Below are 20,148 nucleotides of genomic sequence, written 5' to 3'. Positions count from 1 at the left end.
TCGCGATGCAGTTCACCACCGAACACCGCCAGATCGACGACACCGTCACGCGCTTCGTCGAGCAGGAACTCAACCCCCACGTGGCCGAGTGGGAGGCCGCCGAGGAGTTCCCGAGCCACGAGGTGTTCAAGAAGCTCGGCAACCTCGGCCTGCTCGGGCTGAAGTACCCCGAGGAATACGGCGGTGCCGGGCTCGACTTCAGCTACTCGATGGTGATGGCCGAGGCGCTGGGCGCGTGCCACTGCGGTGGCGTGCCGATGGCCATCGGCGTGCAGACCGACATGGCCACGCCGGCGCTGGCGCGCTTCGGCAGCGACGAACTGCGGCGCGAGTTCCTCGCGCCGACGATCGCCGGCGACTACGTCGCGTGCCTGGGCGTCAGCGAACCCGGTGGCGGCAGCGACGTCGCGGCGATCAAGACGACGGCGCGCAAGGACGGCGGCGACTACGTGATCAACGGCAGCAAGATGTGGATCACCAACGGCCTGAAGGCCGACTGGTGCTGCCTGCTCGCCAACACGAGCGAGGGCCCGGCGCACAAGAACAAGAGCCTGATCGTCGTGCCGATGGACGCACCGGGCATCACGAAGCAGAAGATCAAGAAGATCGGCATGATGAGCTCCGACACGGCGCTGCTGTTCTTCGACAACGTGCGCGTGCCGCAGCGCCACCTGATCGGCCAGGAAGGCCTGGGCTTCACGTTCCAGATGCTGCAGTTCCAGGAGGAGCGGCTGTGGGGCGCGGCGAGCACGCTGCGCAGCATGGACCGGCTGATCGACCTGACGATCGACTACACGCGCGAGCGCAAGGCCTTCGGCAAGAGCCTGCTCGACAACCAGGCGATCCACTTCCGCCTGGCCGAGCTGCGCACCGAGGTCGAGGCACTGCGTGCGCTGACGTACCGCGCGGTCGAGCAGTACGTGGCCGGCAAGGACGTCACCCGGCTCGCGTCGATGGCCAAACTGAAGTGCGGGCGCTTGAGCCGCGAGGTCGCCGACAGCTGCCTGCAGTTCTGGGGCGGCATGGGCTTCACGTGGGACAACCCGATCTCGCAGGCCTACCGCGACAGCCGGCTCGTGTCGATCGGCGGCGGCGCCGACGAGGTGATGCTCGGCATCATCTGCAAGCTCGAAGGCACGCTGCCGGGGAAGGCCGCGTGAGCCCGGGCCCCTACGAGACGCTGGCCGTGCGCGCCGACGGCGCGGTGTGGCACGTGACGCTGAACCGGCCTCAGGCGCGCAACGCGATGACGATGGCGATGGTGCGCGAGCTGCGCACCGTGCTCGCCGACGCGAAGGCCGCCGGCGACGTGCGCGTGCTCGTGCTGCGCGGCGCCGGCGGGCACTTCTGCGCCGGCGCCGACCTGAAGGACATGGCTGCGGCGCGCGAGCGCGCGTCGCGCGCCGACGACGACAAGCGCCCGCTCGAGCCGGCAGCCGACCCGATCGCCGAGGTCAACGCCCGCTTCGGTGAGCTGTGCGTCGCTTGGGCCGACACGGGGCTGGCGACGGTGGCCGTGATCGAGGGCACCGTGATGGGCGGCGGCTTCGGGCTCGCGTGCGTCGTCGACGTCGCGATCGCGAGCGACACCGCGGTGTTCCGCCTGCCCGAGACGTCGCTGGGCGTCGTGCCGGCGCAGGTCGGGCCGTTCCTCGTCGAGCGCATCGGGCACGCCGAGACGAAGCGGCTGGCCGTCACCGGCGGCACGCTCGACGCCCGCGCAGCGCTCGCGCTGCGCCTCGTGCACGAGGTGCACGCCCCGGATGCCCTCGACGGCGTGCTGCAGCGCGTGCTCGGCGAGATCCTGCGCTGCGCGCCCGGCGCGATCTCGGCGACGAAGGCGCTGCTCGCGCGCGCGCGCTTCACGCCGCCGGTGGCGCTGGTGCGCGAAGCGGCCGAGGTCTTCTCGCGCGCGGCCAATGGGCCGGAGGGCGTCGAGGGGACGGCCGCGTTCCTCGCCCGGCGCAAGCCGAGCTGGGCACCGTGACGCGAACGACGGGCACGCCGTGAGCTTCTCGACGATCCTGATCGCCAACCGCGGCGACAGCCCGGGTCCAGCCACGGCTGCGGCGAAGACGCGTGTCGGCGTAGCCGACACGAGGCGCAGCCACATCGCCGGGCACGCGCAGCGTGCGGCGATCGAGCCGCGGGGATGACGTGTTTTCCAAGATCCTGATCGCCAACCGCGGCGAGATCGCCTGCCGCGTGATCCGCACCGCGCACCGCCTCGGCTACCGCACCGTGGCCGTCTACAGCGACGCCGACCGCGACGCGCCGCACGTGCGGCAGGCCGACGAGGCGCTGCGCATCGGCCCGCCGCCGGCGGCGCAGTCGTACCTGTCGGTCGAGGCGCTGCTCGACGCCGCGCGCCGCAGCGGCGCCGACGCCGTCCACCCGGGCTACGGCTTCTTGTCGGAGCGCGCGGACTTCGCGCGCGCGTGCACGGCCGCCGGTCTCGTCTTCATCGGCCCGCCGGCCGAGGCGATCGAGGCGATGGGCGACAAGGCCGGCGCGAAGAAGCGCATGCTCGGCGCCGGCGTGCCGTGCGCGCCGGGCTACCTCGGCGACGACCAGAGCGACGCGCGCCTCGCCGCCGAGGCGCAGCGGCTGGGCACGCCGCTGCTCGTCAAGGCCGTGGCCGGCGGCGGCGGACGCGGCATGCGCCTGGTGCGCGACCTGGCCGAGCTGCCGGCCGCGCTCGACGGCGCACGCCGCGAGGCGGCGAGCGCGTTCGGCGACGGCCGGCTGATGCTCGAGCGGCTGATCGACGACGCGCGCCACATCGAGATCCAGGTCTTCGCCGACGCGCACGGCCACGCGGTCCACCTCGGCGAGCGCGACTGCACGGTGCAGCGGCGGCGGCAGAAAGTGATCGAGGAGGCACCCTCGCCCGTCGTCGACGCGGCACGGCGCGACGCGATGGGCCGCGACGCGGTGGCCGCGGCGCGTGCGGTCGGCTACGTCGGCGCGGGCACCGTCGAGTTCGTCGTCGACCGCGACGGCCGCCATTACTTCCTCGAAATGAACACCCGGCTGCAGGTCGAACACCCGGTGACCGAGGCCGTCACCGGCTTCGACCTCGTCGAGTGGCAGCTGCGCGTGGCCGCCGGCGAGCCGCTGCCGGTGACGCAGGGCGAGGTGCGGCTGAGCGGCCACGCGGTCGAGATGCGGCTGTACGCCGAGGACCCGTATGCCGGCTTCGCGCCGCAGACCGGGCGCATCGTCCACTGGCGCCCGCACGGTGACGCGAACGGTGGCGCGCGCGGCGGCGTGGGGGCCGTCGAAGGCGCGCGCGGCGGCGTGGGGACCATGGAGGGCGCACGCGGCGGCGTGGGGACCATGGAGGGCGCACGCGGCGGCGTGGGGACCATGGAGGGCGCACGCGGCGGCGTGGGGACCATGGAGGGCGCACGCGGCGGCGTGGGGACCATGGAGGGCGCACGCGGCGGCGTGGGGACCATGGAGGGCGCACGCGGCGGCGTGGGGACCATGGAGGGCGCACGCGGCGGCGTGGAGACCATGGAGGGCGCACGCGGCGGCGTGGAGACCATGGAGGGCGCACGCGGCGGCGTGCGCGTGGACGACGGCATCGCCGAAGGCGGCGAAGTCACGCCGTACTACGACGCGATGGTCGCCAAGCTGATCGCGCACGGGCGCGACCGGACCGACGCGCTGCGGCGCCTGCACGCCGCGCTGGAGCACACGCCGCTGCTCGGCGTCGCGACCAACGCCGGCCTGCTCGCCGACCTGCTGCGCCACCCCGACGTCGTCGGCGCGCGCATGACGACGACGCGCCTGGACGAGTGGGCGCAGGCCGGCGCGCCGATCCTGCAGCGCCCGCTGCCCGACGACGACGCGTGGGCGCTGGCCGCGGCGGTGCTCGCGCGGCGCGACGGCCCCGCGCACCGCAGCGCCGGCGTGGCGGCCTACGACCTCGTGCTGAGCCACGCCGGCGAGCGGCGCACGCTGCGCGTGCACCTGCACGGCGACGGCGTCGAGGTGCGCGCCGGCGAGCACGCGGTGCGCTTCGATGCGATCGAGCTGTGCGACCACACGCTGCGCTACGCGGTGCACGGCCACTGGCGGCGCGCGACGGCCGTCGTCGACGGCGCGCGGCTGCACCTCGCGCTCGGCGCGCGCGCGTTCGTGTTCGACGAGCCGTCGCCGCTGCCGGCCGCCGATGCCGGCAGCGACCCGCGGCGCGCGCGCGCACCGGTGGCGGGCGTCGTCGCGCACGTCGCGGTGCAGCGCGGCGAGCGCGTGCGCGCCGGCCAGCCGCTGGTGTGCGTCGAGGCGATGAAAATGGAGATGTGGCAGCACGCCGGCACCGACGGTGTCGTCGCCGCGGTGCACGTCGCGGTGCGCGACGCGGTGAGCGCCGGCGCGCTGCTGGTCGAACTCGACACCGAAGGCTGAACGACACGATGGACAAGGCCATCCTCACCTGCGCGCTGACCGGCGTGCTGACCGACCCGAAGCAGCACCCGGTGCCGGTGACGCCCGAGCAGATGGCCGCCGAGGCGCGCGACGCATTCAACGCCGGCGCGAGCATCATGCACGTGCACCTGCGCCGCCAGGAACCCGGCCAGGGTCACCTGCCGAGCTGGGACCCCGACGTCGCGCAGGCCGTGTGCGACGCGATCCGCGCCGCGTGCCCCGGCGTCGTCATCAACCTGACGACCGGCGTCGTCGGCAAGGACGTCTCGGGGCCGGTGGCGTGCCTGCGGCGCGTGCGCCCCGAGATCGCCGCGTGCAACGCCGGCACGCTGAACTACCTCAAGCTCAAGGCCGACGGCACCTGGGCCTGGCCGCCGATGGTGTTCGACAACCCGGTGGCCAAGGTGCAGCAGATGCTCGACGCGATGGCCGAGTGCGGCACGCACCCCGAGTTCGAGTGCTTCGACGTCGGCATCGTGCGCAGCGTCGAGATGTACCGCCGTGCCGGTATGTTCAGCGGCGTGCCCGAGGTCAACTTCGTGATGGGCGTGGCCAGCGGCATGCCGTGCGACGCCGACCTGCTCGCGCTGCTGCCGCGCTGGGCGCCGCCCGGCGCGGTGTGGCAGACGACGCTGATCGGCCGTGCCGAGGTCTGGCCGGTGCACCAGAAGACGGCCGAGCTCGGCGGCATGCTGCGCACCGGGCTCGAGGACACGTTCTACCTGCCCGACGGCACGCGCGCGAGCGGCAACGGCGCGCTCGTCGAAGCGCTCGCGGCGTGCGCGCGGCGCGCCGGGCGCGAAGTCGCGAGCCCCGCCGAGGCGCGTCGCCTGCTCGGCCTGCCCGCAGGAGCCGCGGCATGACGCACGCCACCGGCCCGCGGCGCAGCGCCGACGAGCAGGCGCGGCTCGACGCGGCGCTGACCGACCTGTTCGAGCGGCGCATCAGCTTCAACCAGGTGCTCGGCCTGCGCGTGACGCAGCTGCTGCCGCAGGTGCGGCTCGCGTTCGACATGCGCCCCGAGCTCGTCGGCCACTACCTCTACGGCCGCCTGCACGGCGGTGTCATTTCGGCCACGCTCGACGCCACCGGCGGCTTCGCGCTGATGGTGGCCATCGGCGAAAAGCACGCCGACGAGACGACCGAGCAGATCATGCACCGCTTCGCGCGCATGGGCACGATCGACCTGCGCATCGACTACCTGCGCCCGGGCATCGGCCAGCACTTCGTCGCCAGCGCCGAGGTCACGCGGCTCGGCGGGCGCGTCGGCTCGACGCTGATGCGCTTGGTCAACGAGCAGGGCACGCTGGTGGCCACCGGCGCGGCGGCGTACATGATCTCGTGACGATGCGGTCGCCGCGGGCGCCGTGCGGCGCTAGACTGCGGGCCTGTCCCCGCTGCCGGCGTTTCGCGCGCCTTCCGCATGGCCGATGAGCCGTCCACCGATGCGGCAGTCCAGAACGAGCTGCTTCGGCTGACGTTGCGCAACGCGGCGCGCAGCGTGCCGCTTCTGCTGCTCGCGGTGGCGTGGATCGCGTGGCTGGGCGTGCAGGCCGACCGCAGCACGGTGGCCGCGGTGGTCGGCGTGCTGGGACTCACCGTCGGGCTGTGGCGCTGGTCGACGGCCCGTCGCTACCGGCGCGACGAGCCGCTGCCGCCCGAGGCGATGCAGCGCGCGATCGTCGAGGTCGAGGGCAATGCGGCGCTCGCCGGCGCGATGTGGGCCATCGCGACGTTCGGCATCTTCCCGAACCTGCGCGGTCACCTCGAAGCCGCCTACCTCGTGATCGGCTGCGGCTCGGCGGCCATCGCCGCGCTGTTCATGTCGCTCGTGCGGCGCAGCTACCTGATGCTCGCGGTTCCGCTGATGGGGTCGCTGTTCGCCGCGACGCTGATGCGTGCGGCCGAGGGCGCCGTGCCGCTGGCGGTGCTGATCGTGCTGTTCGGGCTGACGATGCAGCGCGCCGCCACCGAGTTCCGCCGCGTGGCCAGCGACGCGATCCGGCAGCGGCTGCAGGCCGACGCCGCGCAGGCGTCGCTGCGGCGCGCCAAGGAAGCCGCCGAGGCCGCCAACATGGCCAAGTCGCAGTTCCTCGCGACGATGAGCCACGAAATCCGCACGCCGATGAACGGCGTGCTCGGCGCGCTCGACCTGCTGCGGCGCACGACGCTCGACGCCGACCAGCGGCGGCTGGTCAGGACGGCCGCTTCGTCCGGCGAGACGCTGATGTCGATCATCAACGACGTGCTCGACCACGCCAAGGTCGAGGCGGGCAAGCTCGCGCTGAAGCCGGCCCCGGCGTCGCTGCACGCGCTGGCCGGCTCGGTCACCGCGCTGCTGCGCGCCAACGCGCAGTCGAAGGGACTCGCGCTCGAACTCGAGATCGAGCCCGACGTGCCCGACCGCGTGCTCGTCGACGCGCAGAGGCTCAAGCAGGTGCTGCTGAACCTGGTCGGCAACGCCATCAAGTTCACGAACCACGGCACCGTGACGCTGCGACTCGCGCGCAGCGGCGACCGCGTGCGCGTCGAGGTCCGCGACACCGGCATCGGCATCCCGGCCGACCGGCTCGAGCACCTGTTCGAGCCGTTCTACCAGGTCGACAGCTCGAGCCGCCGGCAGCGCGGCGGCACGGGCCTCGGGCTGGCGATCAGCCAGCGCATCGTCGAAGCGATGGGCGGGCGCATCGTCGTGCGCAGCCAGCCGGGCCGCGGCTCGGTGTTCTGGTTCGACCTCGCGCTGCCGCTGGACACGTCGGGCGCAGAGCTGGCGCCGACCGATTCGGCGATGGGCGCGCTGCCCGACGACCACGTGCTGTCCGGTACGGTGCTCGTCGCCGAGGACAACGCGGTCAACCGCCTGCTCGCGCGCGAGATGCTGGTCTCGCTCGGGCTGGACGTGATCGAGGCGGCCGACGGCCGCCAGGCGCTCGACCTGCTCGCGTCGCACGACGTCGACCTGGTGCTGATGGACTGCCAGATGCCGGTGCTCGACGGCTACGCCACCACGCGCGCGCTGCGCGAATGGGAGCGACGCGAACACCGCCGCCGCGTGCCCGTCGTCGCGTTGACCGCCGACGCGTTCGACGCCGATGCCGAGCGCGCGTACGCCGCCGGCATGGACGGCTACCTGGCCAAGCCGTACACGCGCGACGCGCTGCGCAAGGTCATCGCCGAGCACCTCTGATCGCGCCCGGCCAGCGCGGCGCCGACCCCTGCCGTGTCGCGCGCGAGCCTTACGCGCGCCGCCCGTCGACGGCGGGCCGGCGCGCCAGGCTCTCAGGCCAGTGCGCCCCAGGCGCTCGCCATGTCGCGCTCCTCGCCCCAAGCCGTGTCGAGCTCGATGCGCTTGATCTCCTCGACCGCGCCCTCGTCGGCCCCCCCGACCTTGCGCGCCTGCGCGCGCGCGAGCCGCTCCATCAGCCGCAGGTCGCGGTCGGTCAGCGCGAGCGCGGCGTCGGCCCACTGCTCGACGGTGGCCAGCAGCGACTCGCGCGTCACCGGCATCGCGTCGCGCTGCGCCCGCAGCGCCGCCACCGTGCCGCGCCAGCGCGGCTCGACACTGCGCACGACCTGATCGACCGCCGCGTCGCCCTGGCCGTCGTCGACGACGGTGTCGACGAGGCCGCGGCGCTGCAGCTCGTCGGCGCTGTACAGGCGCCCCGAAAGAATCATCTCGTTGGCGACGACCATCCCGGCGCGGCGCACCGTGAACTGCCAGGCCCCCATGCCCGGAAACAGGTTGAACAGCACCTCCGGGAAGCCGCCCTGCGCGCTGCGCTCGAAGATGACGTGGTGGAACGGCAGCACCGACTCGAGCCCCCCGCCGAGCGTGTCGCCCTGCACCAGCGCGATCGTGTGCAGGCCGTGCGCTGCGGCGCGCTCCATGCCCCACACGAGGTCGACGCAGCGGCGCCCGTACATGCACAGCGACTCGCGGTCGCGCGCACGCACGAGCAGCACGAACAGCGCGAGGTCGCCGCCGAAATTGAACACGCCGCTGACGTCGGAGCTGAACACGAGGTGACGCGCGAGCCCGGGGTTGGCCAGCAGCTGGTCGAGCACGCTCTGCATCTCGGCCAGGCCCGCGAGGCTGTAGCACTGGATCGGACGCACGCTCATGCGCACGCGCAGCAGCGCGAGCTCCGAGGTCCATTCGAGCCGCAGGTAGCGGTAGGGCTTGCTAAGCAGTGCCGGCAGCGCGCCGGCTGAAGCCGACTGGCTCATAGCTGCCCCACCAGCCCGGTGAAGTGGTGGAAGTTGACCTGCGTCGACTCGACGATCGACTCGCGCGCCGCCTCGTCGCGCACCGCGTTGAGCACCTCGCGCAGCGCGGCCATGTGCTGGGCGTCCATCGTCGCGTGCGAGGCGACGAACGACACGCCGCGCTGGCCGTCGAGCAGCAGCGACTCCTGGATCGCCGACGCGAACGGCCCGCCATAGACCGACGCGATGACCTCGAGCGCGTAGAGCATGCCCAAGGCGGAGGCCGGGTGGCGGCGCTCGGCGGCCCAGTAGTTGTAGCCGACGAGCCCGAGCGTCCACGGCGACGGCGCGTGCGCGCGCGCCTGCGCCTCGGGCACGCCGACCGCGTCGAGGTCGTTGAGCACCCACTGCTCGTGGCCCTGCTCCTCGTGCATGTGGTCGTAGAGGAAGTAGCGCACGTCGCGCAGGCCGTCGTCGAGCCGGCTCGCGGCGGCGGCGCACACCGGGTTGAAGTGCCACACGACGTGGTACAGCTCGAGCAGGAACTGGCGGTAGCGCTCGACACTCATGCCACGCGCGACGGCGTCCATCACGTTCGGGTGCGTCTCGAAGGCGCGCCGCGCCTCGTCGGTGCGCATCACCAACTGACCAAAGAAGGCGTTCATCGGTCCTCCAACGACTTCGTGAGGGCCCCGCGGCGTGCATCGCGCCGTCGGTGGCCAGGATTCGTGCCGACGCACGTCAGCCATTCTGCGGGGCCGCGCGCGGCGCCGACACTGTCAGTTCTGACGTCTGGCGCGACGCCTCGCGCGGCGCCACGACGGTGTACGACGGTGCGAGCTGCTGCAGCCAGCGCTGCGCGAGCGCCGTGTCGCCCGCGCCGGGATGGAAGTCGGCGCGCAGGTACCCGCGCCACGGCCCGAAGCCGCGCCGCACCAGCCCGTCGCGCCCGAACAGGAACGACGCGGCGCTGCGCCACGTCGACGCGCACCACCACGTGCCGTCGCGCCAGAGGTTGGCCAGCGTCTGGCGCAGCAGGTCGGTGACGAAGTAGGCCGACACGACGCGGAACCAGCGCCGCCGCCAGCGCAGGTTGCCGCCGAGCGCGACGTAGACGTCGAACGCCGTGCTGCGGTGTTCCGACTCCTCGGCGCAGTGCCACAGCCACAGCGTGCGCAGCCGCGGCTCAGTGCCGTCGAGCCAGCGCGGGTGCGCGAGCAGGTGGTCGGCGAAGAGGGCCGTGAAGTGCTCGGTGGCCGCCGTGATCGCGACGCGGTGGCGCACGTCGGCGCCGGCCAGCGCGCGAATGCGTTCGCCGATGCGCGCCTCCCAGCGGTTGCGCAGGCCCTGGCGCTGTAGGTGCGCGTTGAAGCGCGCGTGCAGGTGACGGTGCGTGGCCTCCTGGCCGACGAAGCCGCGCACCTCGTCGGCGAAGCGGGCGCGCGCCGGCTGCGGCAGCGCCTTGACGCCGTCGCGCACGGCGTCGATGAAGAACTGCTCGCCGAGTGGAAAGCTCATCGACAGCGCGTTGAAGAACGCGGTGCGGAACGCGTCGCCGCCGGCCCAGTGCCGCGCGGGAGGCGCGTCGAGGTCGATCAGCAGCCGCCGGACGACGAGTTCATTCATGGGATGGACGCGAGCGCGAGCGAATCGTCTCACACGGACCGCGTTTGTCCATCGGGGCCGGCACCCGCGGGCCGCGTCGGGGCCGCTTTGACCTCGCTCAAGCCCGCCGCCGTTGGACGGACCCAACATCGCCGCGATGAGCGCCCCGCCCTCGCCGCGCCGCATCGCGCTGATCCAGGGTCATCCCGACGCGACGCAGCCCCATTTCGCGCACGCGCTGGCCGCGGCCTACGCCGACGGCGCACGGGTCGCAGGTCACGCGGTGCGCGAAGTCGACGTCGCGCGGCTCGACTTCCCGCTGCTGCGCAGCGCGCGCGACTGGGAGCAGGGCCTGCTGCCCGCGTCGCTGGCCGACGCGCAGGCCGCGATCGGGTGGGCCGACCACCTCGTGCTCGTGTTCCCGCTGTGGCTCGGCGACATGCCGGCGCTGCTGAAGGGCTTCCTCGAGCAGGTCGCACGGCCGGGCTTCGCGTTCGGCGGCGAAGGCAGCAACCCGTTCGCGAAGAAGGCGCTGGGCGGCCGCTCGGCGCGCGTCGTCGTCACGATGGGCATGCCGGCCGCGGTCTACCGCTACTGGTACCGCGCGCACAGCGTCAAGTCGCTCGAGCGCAACATCCTCGGCTTCGTCGGCATCGCGCCGGTGCGCGAGACGCTGATCGGCGGCGTCGGCGCGCTGTCGCCCGACGACGCGCGCGGCTGGCTCGAGCGCCTGCGCCGGCTGGGCCGACGCGCCGAGTGACCGGCCGCAGGGTTAGACGCGCTCGACGACGAGCGCGATGCCCTGCCCGACGCCGATGCACATCGTGCACAGCGCGTAGCGCCCGCCGATGCGGTGCAGCTGGTTGACGGCCGTCGTCACGAGCCGTGCGCCGCTCGCGCCCAGCGGGTGGCCGAGCGCGATCGCGCCGCCGTTGGGGTTGACGCGCGGGTCGTCGTCGGCCAGCCCGAGCTGGCGCAGCACCGCCAGCCCCTGCGCCGCGAAGGCCTCGTTGAGCTCGATGACGTCGATCTGCGACAGCGCGAGCCCCGCCTTCTCGAGCACCTTGCGCGACGCCGGCGCCGGCCCGATGCCCATGATGCGCGGCGCCACACCCGCGGTGGCCATCGCGACGACGCGCGCGCGCGGCACGAGGCCGTGGCGTGCGGCAGCGGCCTCGCTGGCCAGGATCAGCGCGCACGAGCCGTCGTTGACGCCGCTGGCGTTGCCAGCGGTCACGGTGCCGTCGGGGCGCACGACGCCCTTGAGCTTCGCGAGCGCTTCCAGGCTCGTGTCGCGCGGGTGCTCGTCCTTGGTCACGACGACCGGCTCGCCCTTCTTCGCGGGAATCGTCACCGGCGTGATCTCGGCGTCGAAGAAGCCCGCCTGCTGCGCCTTCACGGCGTTGAGCTGCGAGCGCAGCGCCATGCGGTCCTGCGCCTCGCGCTCGATGCCGAACTCCTGCGCGACGTTCTCGGCCGTCTCGGGCATCGAGTCGACGCCGTACATCTGCTTCATCAGCGGGTTGATGAAGCGCCAGCCGATCGTCGTGTCATAGACGGCGTTGGCGCGGCTGAACGCGGTCTCGGCCTTCGGCATCACGAACGGCGCGCGGCTCATGCTCTCGACGCCGCCGGCGATCACGAGGCTCGCCTCGCCGCTCCTGATCGCGCGCGCGGCGGTGCCCACCGCGTCCATCCCCGAGCCGCACAGGCGGTTGATCGTCGCGCCCGGCACCTCCTGCGGCAGGCCGGCGAGCAGCGCGGCCATGCGCGCGACATTGCGGTTGTCCTCGCCGGCCTGGTTCGCGCAGCCGTAGATCACGTCGTCGATCGCCCCCCAGTCGAGCTTCGGGTGGCGGGCCATCAGCGCCTTGAGCGGGATCGCGGCGAGGTCGTCGGTGCGCACGCTACTCAGCGCGCCGCCGTAGCGGCCGATCGGGGTGCGCAGCGCGTCACAGATGAAGGCTTCGGTCATGGAGGTCTCGTCTCGGGTTCAGGCAAGGGCCCGCCGGCGCAGCCAGGGGCTCACACGATAGCGCTCGCCGCGGTAGGTCGCATCGAGCGCGTCGATCAGCGCCACGACGCCGCGCACGTCCCAGCGGGCGAGCCACTCGAACGGACCGGCGGGGTAGTTGACGCCGAGCTTCATCGCCGCGTCGGCGCCGTCGGGCGTGCACACGCCCTGCAGCACGGCGTCGGCGGCCTCGTTGATCAGCATCGCGACCGTGCGCGCGACGACGAGCCCGGGCGTGTCGGCCAGCGGCAGCGGCGAGAAGCCCAGCGCCGCGAGCCAGGCCGCCGCCTGTGCGCGCCAGCCGGCGCTCGCGCGGTCGGCGACGCTGAACGCGAGCGCGGCGCCGGAAGGCGCAGGCAGTACGAGCGGGCGGTCGAACAGCGCGACGTCGGCGATGCCGGTGGCGGCAGCCACCTCGGCCGCGGTGCGGCCGTCGGTCAGCATCAGTCGCGCACCGTCGACGGCCAGCCCGATCCAGCCGCTGCCGCGCTCGCGCGCCGGACCCCAGCCCTGCGCGGCGAGCGCCTTCGTCGCGGCGGCTTCGAGCGCGTCGGCGATCGGCCCGTCGCCGTGGACGACGACTTCGCGCGTGTCCTTGAGCAAGTCGGCGGGCGCCTCGTGCGCCGCCACCGGCAGCGCCGGCGCGCCGTCGGGGTACACGTAGAAGCCCCGCCCGCTCTTGCGCCCGAGCAGGCCGCCCGCGACCATTTCGGCCTGCACCAGCGACGGCACGTAGCGCTTGTCGTAGAAGTTCGCCTCGTACACCGAGCGCGTGACGGCAAAGTTGGTGTCGTGGCCGATCAGATCCATCAGCTCGCACGGGCCCATGCGGAAGCCCGCCACGCGCAGGCACGCGTCGAGCACCTGCGGCGTGGCGGCGCGCTCGTGCAGCAGCGCGAGCGTCTCGGCGTAGTACGGCCGCGCGATGCGGTTGACGATGAAGCCCGGCGTCGACGTCGCGTGCACCGGCACCTTGCCCCACAGCTTCGCCAGCTTGAAGACCGCGTCGGCCACCGCGGCGTCGGTCTGCAGGCCGCTGACGACCTCGACGAGCTTCATCAGCGGCACCGGGTTGAAGAAGTGCATGCCGACGACGCGGCCCGGGTGCGCGAGGCCGCCCGCGATCGCGGTCACCGAGATCGACGACGTGTTCGTCGCGAGCACTGCGTCGGGCGCGACGAGGGCTTCGAGCTGGCGAAACAGCGCGCGCTTGGCCTCGAGATCCTCGACGATCGCCTCGACGACGAGCTTCGCGTCGGCCGCGGCGTCGAGCGACGCGACCGGCTCGATGCGCGCGAGCGCCGCCTGCGCCGCGTCGGCGGCGAGCTTGCCCTTGGCGACCAGCCCGTCGAGGGTGGCCGCCAGCTTGCGCCTGGCGTCGGCGGCGGCGCCGTCGCGCACGTCGAACAGGCGCACCGGGTGGCCGCACTGCGCGGCCACCTGGGCGATGCCGGCGCCCATGATGCCGGCGCCCACCACCAGCAGCGGTGCGCCACGAAGGTCGATGCCCATCAGCAGGTCTCCCGGGGAGTCATCAGTAGGTCTCCAGATGCAGCCGCCCGTGCTGCTTCATCGCCGCACCGACCGCGTCCCAGTCCAGCCCCGCGTCGCGCGCGATGTCGCGCAGCGCGAGCACGACGCCCTCCTCCATCGCCTTGAGCCCGCAGACGTAGAAGTAGGCGTTGGGGTCGGCGAGCAGCGGCGCGAGGTCGGCGGCGGCCTCGCGCATCGCATCCTGCACGTAGCGCTTGGGCTTGCCGGGCGTGCGCGAGAACGCGAAGTGGATGTCGATGAAGTCCTTCGGCAGGTTCTGCAGCGGGCCGAAGTACGGCAGCTCCTCCTTCGTGCGCGCGCCGAAGAACAGCATCAGCTTGCCGCCCTCGAACTTGCCGCTCTTGCGCAGCCGGCGGCGCCACTCCGTCATCGCGCGCATCGGCGCGCTGCCGGTGCCGGTGCAGATCATCACGATGTGGCTCTTCGGGTGGTTCGGCATCAGGAACGTGGTGCCGAACGGGCCGATGACCTGCACCTTGTCGCCGACCTGCAGGTCGCACATGTAGTTGCTCGCCACACCGCGCACCGGGCGGCCCTGGTGGTCCTCGAGCACGCGCTTGATCGTCAGCGACACGTTGTTGTAGCCCGGGCGCTCGCCGTTGCGCGGGCTCGCGACGCTGTACTGGCGCGCGTGGTGCGGGCGGCCGTTGGCGTCGACGCCCGGCGGCACGATGCCGATCGACTGGCCCTCGAGCACCGGGAACGGCATCGCGCCGAAGTCGAGCACGATGTGGTGCGTGTCGTACTCGGTGCCCACTTCGGTGACGCGCACGTTGCCGACCACCGTCGCGGTGACGGACTTCTCGGCGGCCTTCGGGCCGTAGAGGTTCGTGTACGGGTGCGCCGCCGACCACGGCGGCACGGTGGCGTTGTACTGCGCGCTGTGGAACGCCTCCTCGCCGCTCGCGGCCGCGGGCAGGCTCACCGGCGCCGGCTCGAGCGCCGGCGTCGCGTCGGCGGCGACACCGGCTTCGGCGAGCTCGTCGGCGTTGAGCTCGGGCGGCAGCACGTCCCACGTGAACTGCTCGGCGACGCTGTAGGCGCGCGCGCGCGGCATCGTGCGCCAGTTGTCGATGCTGCCGGTCGGGCACGGCGGGATGCACGCCATGCAGAAGTTGCACTTGTCGGCGTCGACGACGTAGTTGCGCGCGTCGTGCGTGATCGCGCCGACCGGGCACGTCGCCTCGCAGGTGTTGCAGCGGATGCAGATCTCGGGGTCGATCAGGTGCTGCTTGATGACGCCGGTGTCGGCCATGTCCATGCGATGTCTCCTGCAGCGCGCAGTGTCTCACTGAGCAGACGCCCGCAGAAGCGGGCGTCGCGAGCTTTCAAGCGCACGCCGCGGGTCCGGCTTTGCCGGCCCGCTGGCGTGGCCCCCTCGAGGGGGAGCGGCGAAGCCGCTTCGGGGGTGGTTCAGTTAAAGCGGACGTACTCGAAGTTGACGGGCTGGCGGTTGATGCCGAGTGCCGGCGGCGCGATCCAGTTCGCGAACTTGCCCGGCTCGACGACGCGGCCCATCAGGCTCGCGACGAAGGCGCGGTCCTCGTCGGTGGGCAGCCACTCCTCGACGTGCTGGTTCCACTCGTGGTCGCTGATGTGGCGACCGTCGGGGCTGACCTTGACGCCGGCCAGCGAGCCGATGTTGCGGTGGAACGCCTTGTGCGGCACCGTCAGCCGGAACGGGATGCCCGCCTTCTCGATGACCTTGTTCCAGCGCTCGACGCCACCGACGCTGTCCTTGATGTAGTCGTCGCGCAGCACCTCGTTGAGCGCGTTGAGCATCGGCACCTCCTTCTCGACGAGCATGCCGTTGCTCACTTCGAGCACCTTGTAGGTCTGGCCCTTGAGCAGGTGGTCGTCGTTGCGCTTGCCTTCCTCGAAGCGGCCCTTCAGCCCCGACGAGTAGAAGGTGGCGGCGTTGCTCGACTGGTCGGCGCCGAACAGGTCGATCGTGACGCTGAAGTGGAAGTTCAGGTAGCGCTGGATCGTCGGCAGGTCGATCACGCCGGCGGCGCGCAGCTTGGCCGGGTCGTCGGTCTTGAGCTCGTTCATGACCTGGCAGGTGCGCTGGATCACGCGCGAGACGCCGCTCTCACCGACGAACATGTGGTGCGCCTCTTCGGTCAGCATGAACTTCGTCGTGCGCGCGAGCGGATCGAAGCCGCTTTCGGCGAGCGCGCACAGCTGGAACTTGCCGTCGCGGTCGGTGAAGTACGTGAACATGAAGAACGACAGCCAGTCGGGCGTCTTCTCGTTGAAGGCGCCGAGGATGCGCGGGTTGTCGGCATCGCCCGAGCGGCGCTCGAGCAGCGCCTCGGCCTCCTCGCGGCCGTCGCGGCCGAAGTACTTGTGCAGCAGGTAGACCATCGCCCACAGGTGGCGGCCCTCCTCGACGTTGACCTGGAAGAGGTTGCGCAGGTCGTACTGGCTCGGGCAGGTCAGGCCCAGGTGGCGCTGCTGCTCGACGCTGGCGGGCTCGGTGTCGCCCTGCGTGACGATGATGCGGCGCAGGTTCGCACGGTGCTCGCCGGGCACTTCCTGCCACGCATCCTCGCCCTTGTGGTCGCCGAAGTGGATCTTGCGCCCGGGCTCGGCCGGGTTCAGGAAGATGCCCCAGCGGTACTCGGGCATCTTCACGTAGCCGAACTGCGCCCAGCCCTGCGGGTCGACGCTGACGGCGGTGCGCAGGTAGACGTCGAAGTTCTGCGAGCCCTCGGGGCCCATGTCCTGCCACCAGCTCAGGTAGTTGGGCTGCCAGTGCTCGAGCGCGCGCTGGAGGGTGCGGTCTTCGCTCAGGTTGACGTTGTTGGGGATCTTCTCGCTGTAGTTGATGGCGGACATCGGGGTCTCCGTGAAGGTGCAACTGCGGTGGAGCGGGTGCGGTTGCGGCGCGCCACCCGGCCCGCGCCGCACAACGAGGATTCAGGTCAGACGCGGTTCCAGTCGAACTGGGCCTTGTCGCCCTTGCCGTAGACCTTCAGCGCGCCCTTGTCGCCGACGGCGTTCGGGCGCTGGAAGATCCAGTTCTGCCAGGCCGACAGGCGCCCGAAGATGCGCGTGAGCATCGTCTCGGGGCCGTTGAAGCGCAGATTGGCTTCCATGCCGGTCAGCGCGTCGGGGCTCATCGAGACGCGCTCCTCGATCGCGATGCGCGTCTCGTCGGCCCAGTCGATGTCGTCGGGCGCACTCGTCACCAGCCCGAGCGCGAACGCGGCGTCGGCGTCGAGCGGCTGGCCGAGCTTCGCGCGCACCGCGTCGAGCGCCGGCGCCTCGTCGTAGAAGCGGCGGCCGAGCCGGTGCTGGCCGGTGGCCATCGGGTACAGGCCGAAGTTCGCCTCGCCCGTCGCGATCTTCGGCGCGCGCGCCGCGTCGTCGGGCAGTGCCAGCATGTAGCTGCGGTCGCACGCCAGCGCGAGCTCGAGCAGGGTGCCCGCGAAGCACGAGCCGGGCTCGATCAGTGCGAACAGGCTGCGGCTCGAGACGTCCAGGCGGCTGAACGTGCGGCGCAGCAGCCCGATCGTCTCGCGCACGAACCAGTGGTCGCGGTGCTTGAGCAGCACGGCGTCCATCGCCTGCACGGCGGCGACGTCGCCGTCGGTCCTGATCAGCCAGGTGCCGATCTCGGGCTCGTTGGTGCGCATCTCGAGGATCGCGTCGTCGAGTTCGCGTGCGAGCGCGAGCGGGTACCACGCGGCACCGGCCGCCTCGATGCCGGCGATGTCGGCGGGCTGCGCGCCGGCGGGTCCCTTGACGGTCCAGGTCGCGGTGCGCCGCGCGCGGTCGATCTCGACCGTCACGTGCGGGTAGCGCAGCGCGTCGGCCTCGATCGTGCGCGCGAGCGGCACGAGCGCGACGCCCTTGGCGTTCGCCGGCCGGTCGCTGCCCTTGGCGAGCTCGAGCGCGCGCTCCTGCACCTTGGCCGCAAACTGCGCGGGCTTGGCGATGTCGTCCACGAGCCGCCAGTCCTTGGCCTTCTGGCCGCGCACGCCTTCGGTCGTCGTGCAGAAGATGTCGGCCAGGTCGTGGCGGACCTTGCGCTTGTCGGTCACGCGCGTGAGCCCCCCGGTGCCGGGCAGCACGCCGAGCAGCGGCACCTCGGGCAGGCTCACGGCGCTCGAGCGGTCGTCGACGAGGATGATCTCGTCGCACGCGAGCGCGAGCTCGTAGCCGCCGCCGGCGCACGCGCCGTTGACGGCGGCGAGGAACTTCAGGCCCGAGTGCTTCGACGAGTCTTCGATGCCGTTGCGTGTCTCGTTGGTGAACTTGCAGAAGTTCACCTTCCACGCGTGGCTCGACAGCCCGAGCATGAAGATGTTGGCGCCCGAGCAGAACACCTTGTCCTTCGCGCTCGTGACGACCACCGTGCGCACCTCGGGGTGCTCGAAGCGGATGCGGTTGAGCGCGTCGTGCAGCTCGATGTCGACGCCGAGGTCGTAGCTGTTGAGCTTGAGCTTGTAGCCCGGGCGCAGGCCGCCGTTCTCGTCGAAGTCGGCGACCAGCGTCGCCACCGGCCCCTCGAACTTGAGCTTCCAGTGCTTGTACTGCGAGGGATCGGTCTGGTAATCGACGCGGGGGATGGTGCTCACGGGCGGCTCCTCGGGTGAAACGAAGTGCAGGTCGGGATCGGGATCAGGTGATAGGCATCATAGTGCGTGCATCGACGGTGTAAAGCAATTTAGTGCATTCCCGACCAATTCACTCAGACCGGCAGGCCGAGCGCCTCGCGCACCGTGCGCCGAAGCACCTCGAACGTCGCGTCGAGCGGCTGCGCGCTCGTGTCGACGTGGAACTGCGCCTTCGAGTAGAACGCGGCGCGCCCGGCGAGGATGCCCTTGAGGTCGTCCATCGCCTCGCGGCTCGCGGCCATCGGGCGCAGATCGCCCTGCGCGACGACGCGCCGCATGTGGTCCTCGGGGCTGGCTTGCAGCCACACCGTCGTGCAGTGCGCGAGCAGCAGGTTGAACGTCGCCGCATCCGAGACGATGCCGCCGGGCGTCGCGATCACGGCCTCCGGGTAGATCTGGATCGCCTCCTCGAGCGCGCGGCGCTCGTAGCGGCGGTACGCGTTCTGCCCGTACAGCGCCTGGATCTCGGCGACGCTGCAGCCGGCGAACTTCTCGATCTCGCGGCTCAGTTCGACGAACGGGAAGCCCAGGTCGTCGGCCAGGCGCTGCCCGAGCGTGGACTTGCCCGCCCCGCGCAGCCCGATGAGCGCCACACGCGGGCTGTGCACCGCCGCGCCGCCGGTGCCGAGCATCTCGCCGATGGCCACCCGCACGCGGTGCAGCGTCGCCTCGTCGCGGCCCTCGAGCAGTTCGCGGATCAGCAGCCACTCGGGCGACGACGTCGTCACGTCGCCGATCAGTTCGGCCAGCGAGCACTGCAGCGCCTGCGCGACCTGCAGCAGGATCAGGATCGACGCGTTGCCGACGCCGTACTCGAGGTTCGCCAGATGACGCTCGGAGACGTCGGCGGCCAGCGCCACCTGCTTGCGCGTCATGCCGCGGCGCGCACGCAGCGCGCGCACGCGCTCGCCGAGCGCGACCAGGAACGGGTTCTTCTCGTCGGCCAGCGACGCGGCGTCGCCGGCCATCACAGGCGCTTCGGCGGCAGCATCGCCGACAGAATGCAATATAGTGCTTGACACGCGTCGCCTCGCGTCCTAGAGTTCAGATATGCACCATACTGCATCCGCGCACGCATCGCAAGGATGCCGATCCACCGCAGGCCCGACGATGACACCGACCGAGTTACGCGCCCGCATCGCCGCGCTGACGGCCCAACTGGCCGGCCGCGCGCTCGATGCCGACCTCGACGCCTGGCTCAACCGCGAGCACGGCGCCGAAAGCCCGACCTACCGCGAGCTGAAGGCCGCCTGCGAGGCCGGCGTGGCCGCCGGCTGGCTGTGCGACCGCGAAGGTGGCGGCATCCGCTACGGCCGCATCTTCAAGCCCGCCGACGACCTGCACGGCTTCTCGGTCGACGTCGTCGATATGGCCGACATCGCCGGGCCGCACCACGTGCACCCGAACGGCGAGATCGACCTCATCATGCCGATCGAAGGCGACGCGACGTTCGACGGGCGCCCCGCCGGCTGGCTCGTGTGCCCGCCCGGCAGCGCCCACCGCCCGACCGTGGCCGGCGGTCGCGCGCTCGTGCTGTACCTGCTGCCGCAGGGGCGCATCGAGTTCACGCGCGACTGACCGGACTGACCGGCGCACCCCACGACCACGAGGAGAGTCGGAGTAGGAATGCCAGTCACCCAGCACCCCCTCCACAGATCCGTGCATGCGGAGCTACCGCACACGGCTCTTGCCTTGGGTGGTGACGAT

17 protein-coding genes are annotated in these 20,148 nt (G+C 72.1%); 8 read left to right on the top strand and 9 right to left on the bottom strand.

The features are described from left to right. Nucleotides 1-5: 5 nt before the first annotated feature. The 6 genes from DRV96_RS15780 (at nt 6) to DRV96_RS15750 (ending at nt 7,624) form a co-directional block, all read left to right on the top strand. The gene (locus tag DRV96_RS15780) at nt 6-1,160 is read left to right on the top strand and encodes an acyl-CoA dehydrogenase family protein (RefSeq protein WP_119292894.1); all 1,155 of its coding nucleotides are present in this window, start codon (nt 6-8) and stop codon (nt 1,158-1,160) included. Continuing rightward, nucleotides 1,157-1,987 carry an enoyl-CoA hydratase/isomerase family protein gene (locus DRV96_RS15775; protein WP_210757074.1) on the top strand — a complete coding sequence of 277 codons (831 nt, stop codon included), beginning with the start codon at nt 1,157-1,159 and terminating at the stop codon, nt 1,985-1,987. Before DRV96_RS15780 ends, DRV96_RS15775 begins: the two co-directional genes overlap by 4 nt. A 170-nt stretch (nt 1,988-2,157) precedes the next feature. After that, nucleotides 2,158-4,416, top strand: coding sequence for an ATP-binding protein (locus DRV96_RS18775; RefSeq protein ID WP_272867958.1), 2,259 nt, complete (start codon nt 2,158-2,160; stop codon nt 4,414-4,416). Between the two features lie 8 nt (nt 4,417-4,424). Next, entirely contained in the window at nt 4,425-5,300 is an 876-nt protein-coding gene (locus tag DRV96_RS15760; protein WP_119292892.1) for a beta-keto acid cleavage family enzyme, read from the top strand. After that, the gene (locus tag DRV96_RS15755; RefSeq protein ID WP_119292890.1) at nt 5,297-5,782 is read left to right on the top strand and encodes a thioesterase family protein; all 486 of its coding nucleotides are present in this window, start codon (nt 5,297-5,299) and stop codon (nt 5,780-5,782) included. The genes DRV96_RS15760 and DRV96_RS15755 overlap by 4 nt, the downstream gene beginning before the upstream one ends. A gap of 78 nt (nt 5,783-5,860) precedes the next feature. Beyond that, nucleotides 5,861-7,624, top strand: coding sequence for an ATP-binding protein (locus DRV96_RS15750; protein WP_119292888.1), 1,764 nt, complete (start codon nt 5,861-5,863; stop codon nt 7,622-7,624). Nucleotides 7,625-7,716: 92 nt separating this feature from the next. Here the strand turns inward: DRV96_RS15750 and DRV96_RS15745 are convergent, their stop codons facing one another. From DRV96_RS15745 to DRV96_RS15735, 3 genes are all read right to left on the bottom strand, one after another. Continuing rightward, entirely contained in the window at nt 7,717-8,664 is a 948-nt protein-coding gene (locus DRV96_RS15745) for a crotonase/enoyl-CoA hydratase family protein (RefSeq protein ID WP_119292886.1), read from the bottom strand. Beyond that, complete coding sequence (locus DRV96_RS15740; protein ID WP_119292884.1) at nt 8,661-9,308, bottom strand: iron-containing redox enzyme family protein; 648 nt, start codon at nt 9,306-9,308, stop codon at nt 8,661-8,663. Before DRV96_RS15740 ends, DRV96_RS15745 begins: the two co-directional genes overlap by 4 nt. A 76-nt stretch (nt 9,309-9,384) precedes the next feature. Continuing rightward, on the bottom strand, nt 9,385-10,269 hold the full coding sequence (locus tag DRV96_RS15735) for a metal-dependent hydrolase (protein WP_119292882.1): 885 nt from the start codon (nt 10,267-10,269) through the stop codon (nt 9,385-9,387). A gap of 136 nt (nt 10,270-10,405) precedes the next feature. Between DRV96_RS15735 and DRV96_RS15730 the strand changes: the two genes are divergently transcribed. Then, on the top strand, nt 10,406-11,008 hold the full coding sequence (locus DRV96_RS15730; RefSeq protein WP_119292911.1) for an NAD(P)H-dependent oxidoreductase: 603 nt from the start codon (nt 10,406-10,408) through the stop codon (nt 11,006-11,008). A 12-nt stretch (nt 11,009-11,020) separates the two neighbouring features. On the opposite strand, the gene pcaF is transcribed toward DRV96_RS15730, so the two are convergent. From pcaF to DRV96_RS15700, 6 genes are all read right to left on the bottom strand, one after another. Then, entirely contained in the window at nt 11,021-12,223 is a 1,203-nt protein-coding gene (pcaF, locus tag DRV96_RS15725; RefSeq protein ID WP_119292880.1) for a 3-oxoadipyl-CoA thiolase, read from the bottom strand. Between the two features lie 18 nt (nt 12,224-12,241). Beyond that, the gene (locus DRV96_RS15720) at nt 12,242-13,774 is read right to left on the bottom strand and encodes a 3-hydroxyacyl-CoA dehydrogenase (RefSeq protein ID WP_119292878.1); all 1,533 of its coding nucleotides are present in this window, start codon (nt 13,772-13,774) and stop codon (nt 12,242-12,244) included. Nucleotides 13,775-13,796: 22 nt separating this feature from the next. After that, the gene (boxA, locus tag DRV96_RS15715; protein WP_119292876.1) at nt 13,797-15,077 is read right to left on the bottom strand and encodes a benzoyl-CoA 2,3-epoxidase subunit BoxA; all 1,281 of its coding nucleotides are present in this window, start codon (nt 15,075-15,077) and stop codon (nt 13,797-13,799) included. A gap of 152 nt (nt 15,078-15,229) precedes the next feature. Beyond that, entirely contained in the window at nt 15,230-16,657 is a 1,428-nt protein-coding gene (gene boxB, locus DRV96_RS15710) for a benzoyl-CoA 2,3-epoxidase subunit BoxB (protein WP_119292874.1), read from the bottom strand. An 86-nt stretch (nt 16,658-16,743) separates the two neighbouring features. Next, nucleotides 16,744-18,402, bottom strand: coding sequence for a 2,3-epoxybenzoyl-CoA dihydrolase (boxC, locus tag DRV96_RS15705; protein ID WP_119292872.1), 1,659 nt, complete (start codon nt 18,400-18,402; stop codon nt 16,744-16,746). A 113-nt stretch (nt 18,403-18,515) separates the two neighbouring features. Next, a complete protein-coding gene (locus DRV96_RS15700) occupies nt 18,516-19,463 on the bottom strand; it encodes a helix-turn-helix transcriptional regulator (RefSeq protein WP_419187061.1) in 948 nt (315 codons plus the stop codon). Nucleotides 19,464-19,551: 88 nt separating this feature from the next. Between DRV96_RS15700 and DRV96_RS15695 the strand changes: the two genes are divergently transcribed. Then, nucleotides 19,552-20,019: a DUF4863 family protein gene (locus DRV96_RS15695; RefSeq protein WP_119292868.1), complete on the top strand. Its 468-nt coding sequence runs from the start codon at nt 19,552-19,554 to the stop codon at nt 20,017-20,019. The last annotated feature ends 129 nt before the right edge of the window (nt 20,020-20,148 follow it).

It is taken from the genome of Azohydromonas sediminis, from assembly GCF_003574675.1.
In the GTDB taxonomy this organism is placed as follows: domain Bacteria; phylum Pseudomonadota; class Gammaproteobacteria; order Burkholderiales; family Burkholderiaceae_C; genus Calidifontimicrobium; species Calidifontimicrobium sediminis.
This window is presented reverse-complemented; position numbering and strand designations above follow the sequence as displayed.

Excerpts from the sequence above, each read along its gene's own strand:
- DRV96_RS15780 (WP_119292894.1), top strand. The coding sequence starts at position 6 with ATGCAGTTCACCACCGAACACCGCCAGATCGACGACACCGTCACGCGC.
- DRV96_RS15760 (WP_119292892.1), top strand. The coding sequence starts at position 4,425 with ATGGACAAGGCCATCCTCACCTGCGCGCTGACCGGCGTGCTGACCGAC.
- DRV96_RS15755 (WP_119292890.1), top strand. The coding sequence starts at position 5,297 with ATGACGCACGCCACCGGCCCGCGGCGCAGCGCCGACGAGCAGGCGCGG.
- DRV96_RS15750 (WP_119292888.1), top strand. The coding sequence starts at position 5,861 with ATGGCCGATGAGCCGTCCACCGATGCGGCAGTCCAGAACGAGCTGCTT.
- DRV96_RS15745 (WP_119292886.1), bottom strand. The coding sequence starts at position 8,664 with ATGAGCCAGTCGGCTTCAGCCGGCGCGCTGCCGGCACTGCTTAGCAAG.
- DRV96_RS15740 (WP_119292884.1), bottom strand. The coding sequence starts at position 9,308 with ATGAACGCCTTCTTTGGTCAGTTGGTGATGCGCACCGACGAGGCGCGG.
- DRV96_RS15735 (WP_119292882.1), bottom strand. The coding sequence starts at position 10,269 with ATGAATGAACTCGTCGTCCGGCGGCTGCTGATCGACCTCGACGCGCCT.
- DRV96_RS15730 (WP_119292911.1), top strand. The coding sequence starts at position 10,406 with ATGAGCGCCCCGCCCTCGCCGCGCCGCATCGCGCTGATCCAGGGTCAT.
- pcaF (WP_119292880.1), bottom strand. The coding sequence starts at position 12,223 with ATGACCGAAGCCTTCATCTGTGACGCGCTGCGCACCCCGATCGGCCGC.
- DRV96_RS15720 (WP_119292878.1), bottom strand. The coding sequence starts at position 13,774 with ATGGGCATCGACCTTCGTGGCGCACCGCTGCTGGTGGTGGGCGCCGGC.
- boxA (WP_119292876.1), bottom strand. The coding sequence starts at position 15,077 with ATGGACATGGCCGACACCGGCGTCATCAAGCAGCACCTGATCGACCCC.
- boxB (WP_119292874.1), bottom strand. The coding sequence starts at position 16,657 with ATGTCCGCCATCAACTACAGCGAGAAGATCCCCAACAACGTCAACCTG.
- DRV96_RS15695 (WP_119292868.1), top strand. The coding sequence starts at position 19,552 with ATGACACCGACCGAGTTACGCGCCCGCATCGCCGCGCTGACGGCCCAA.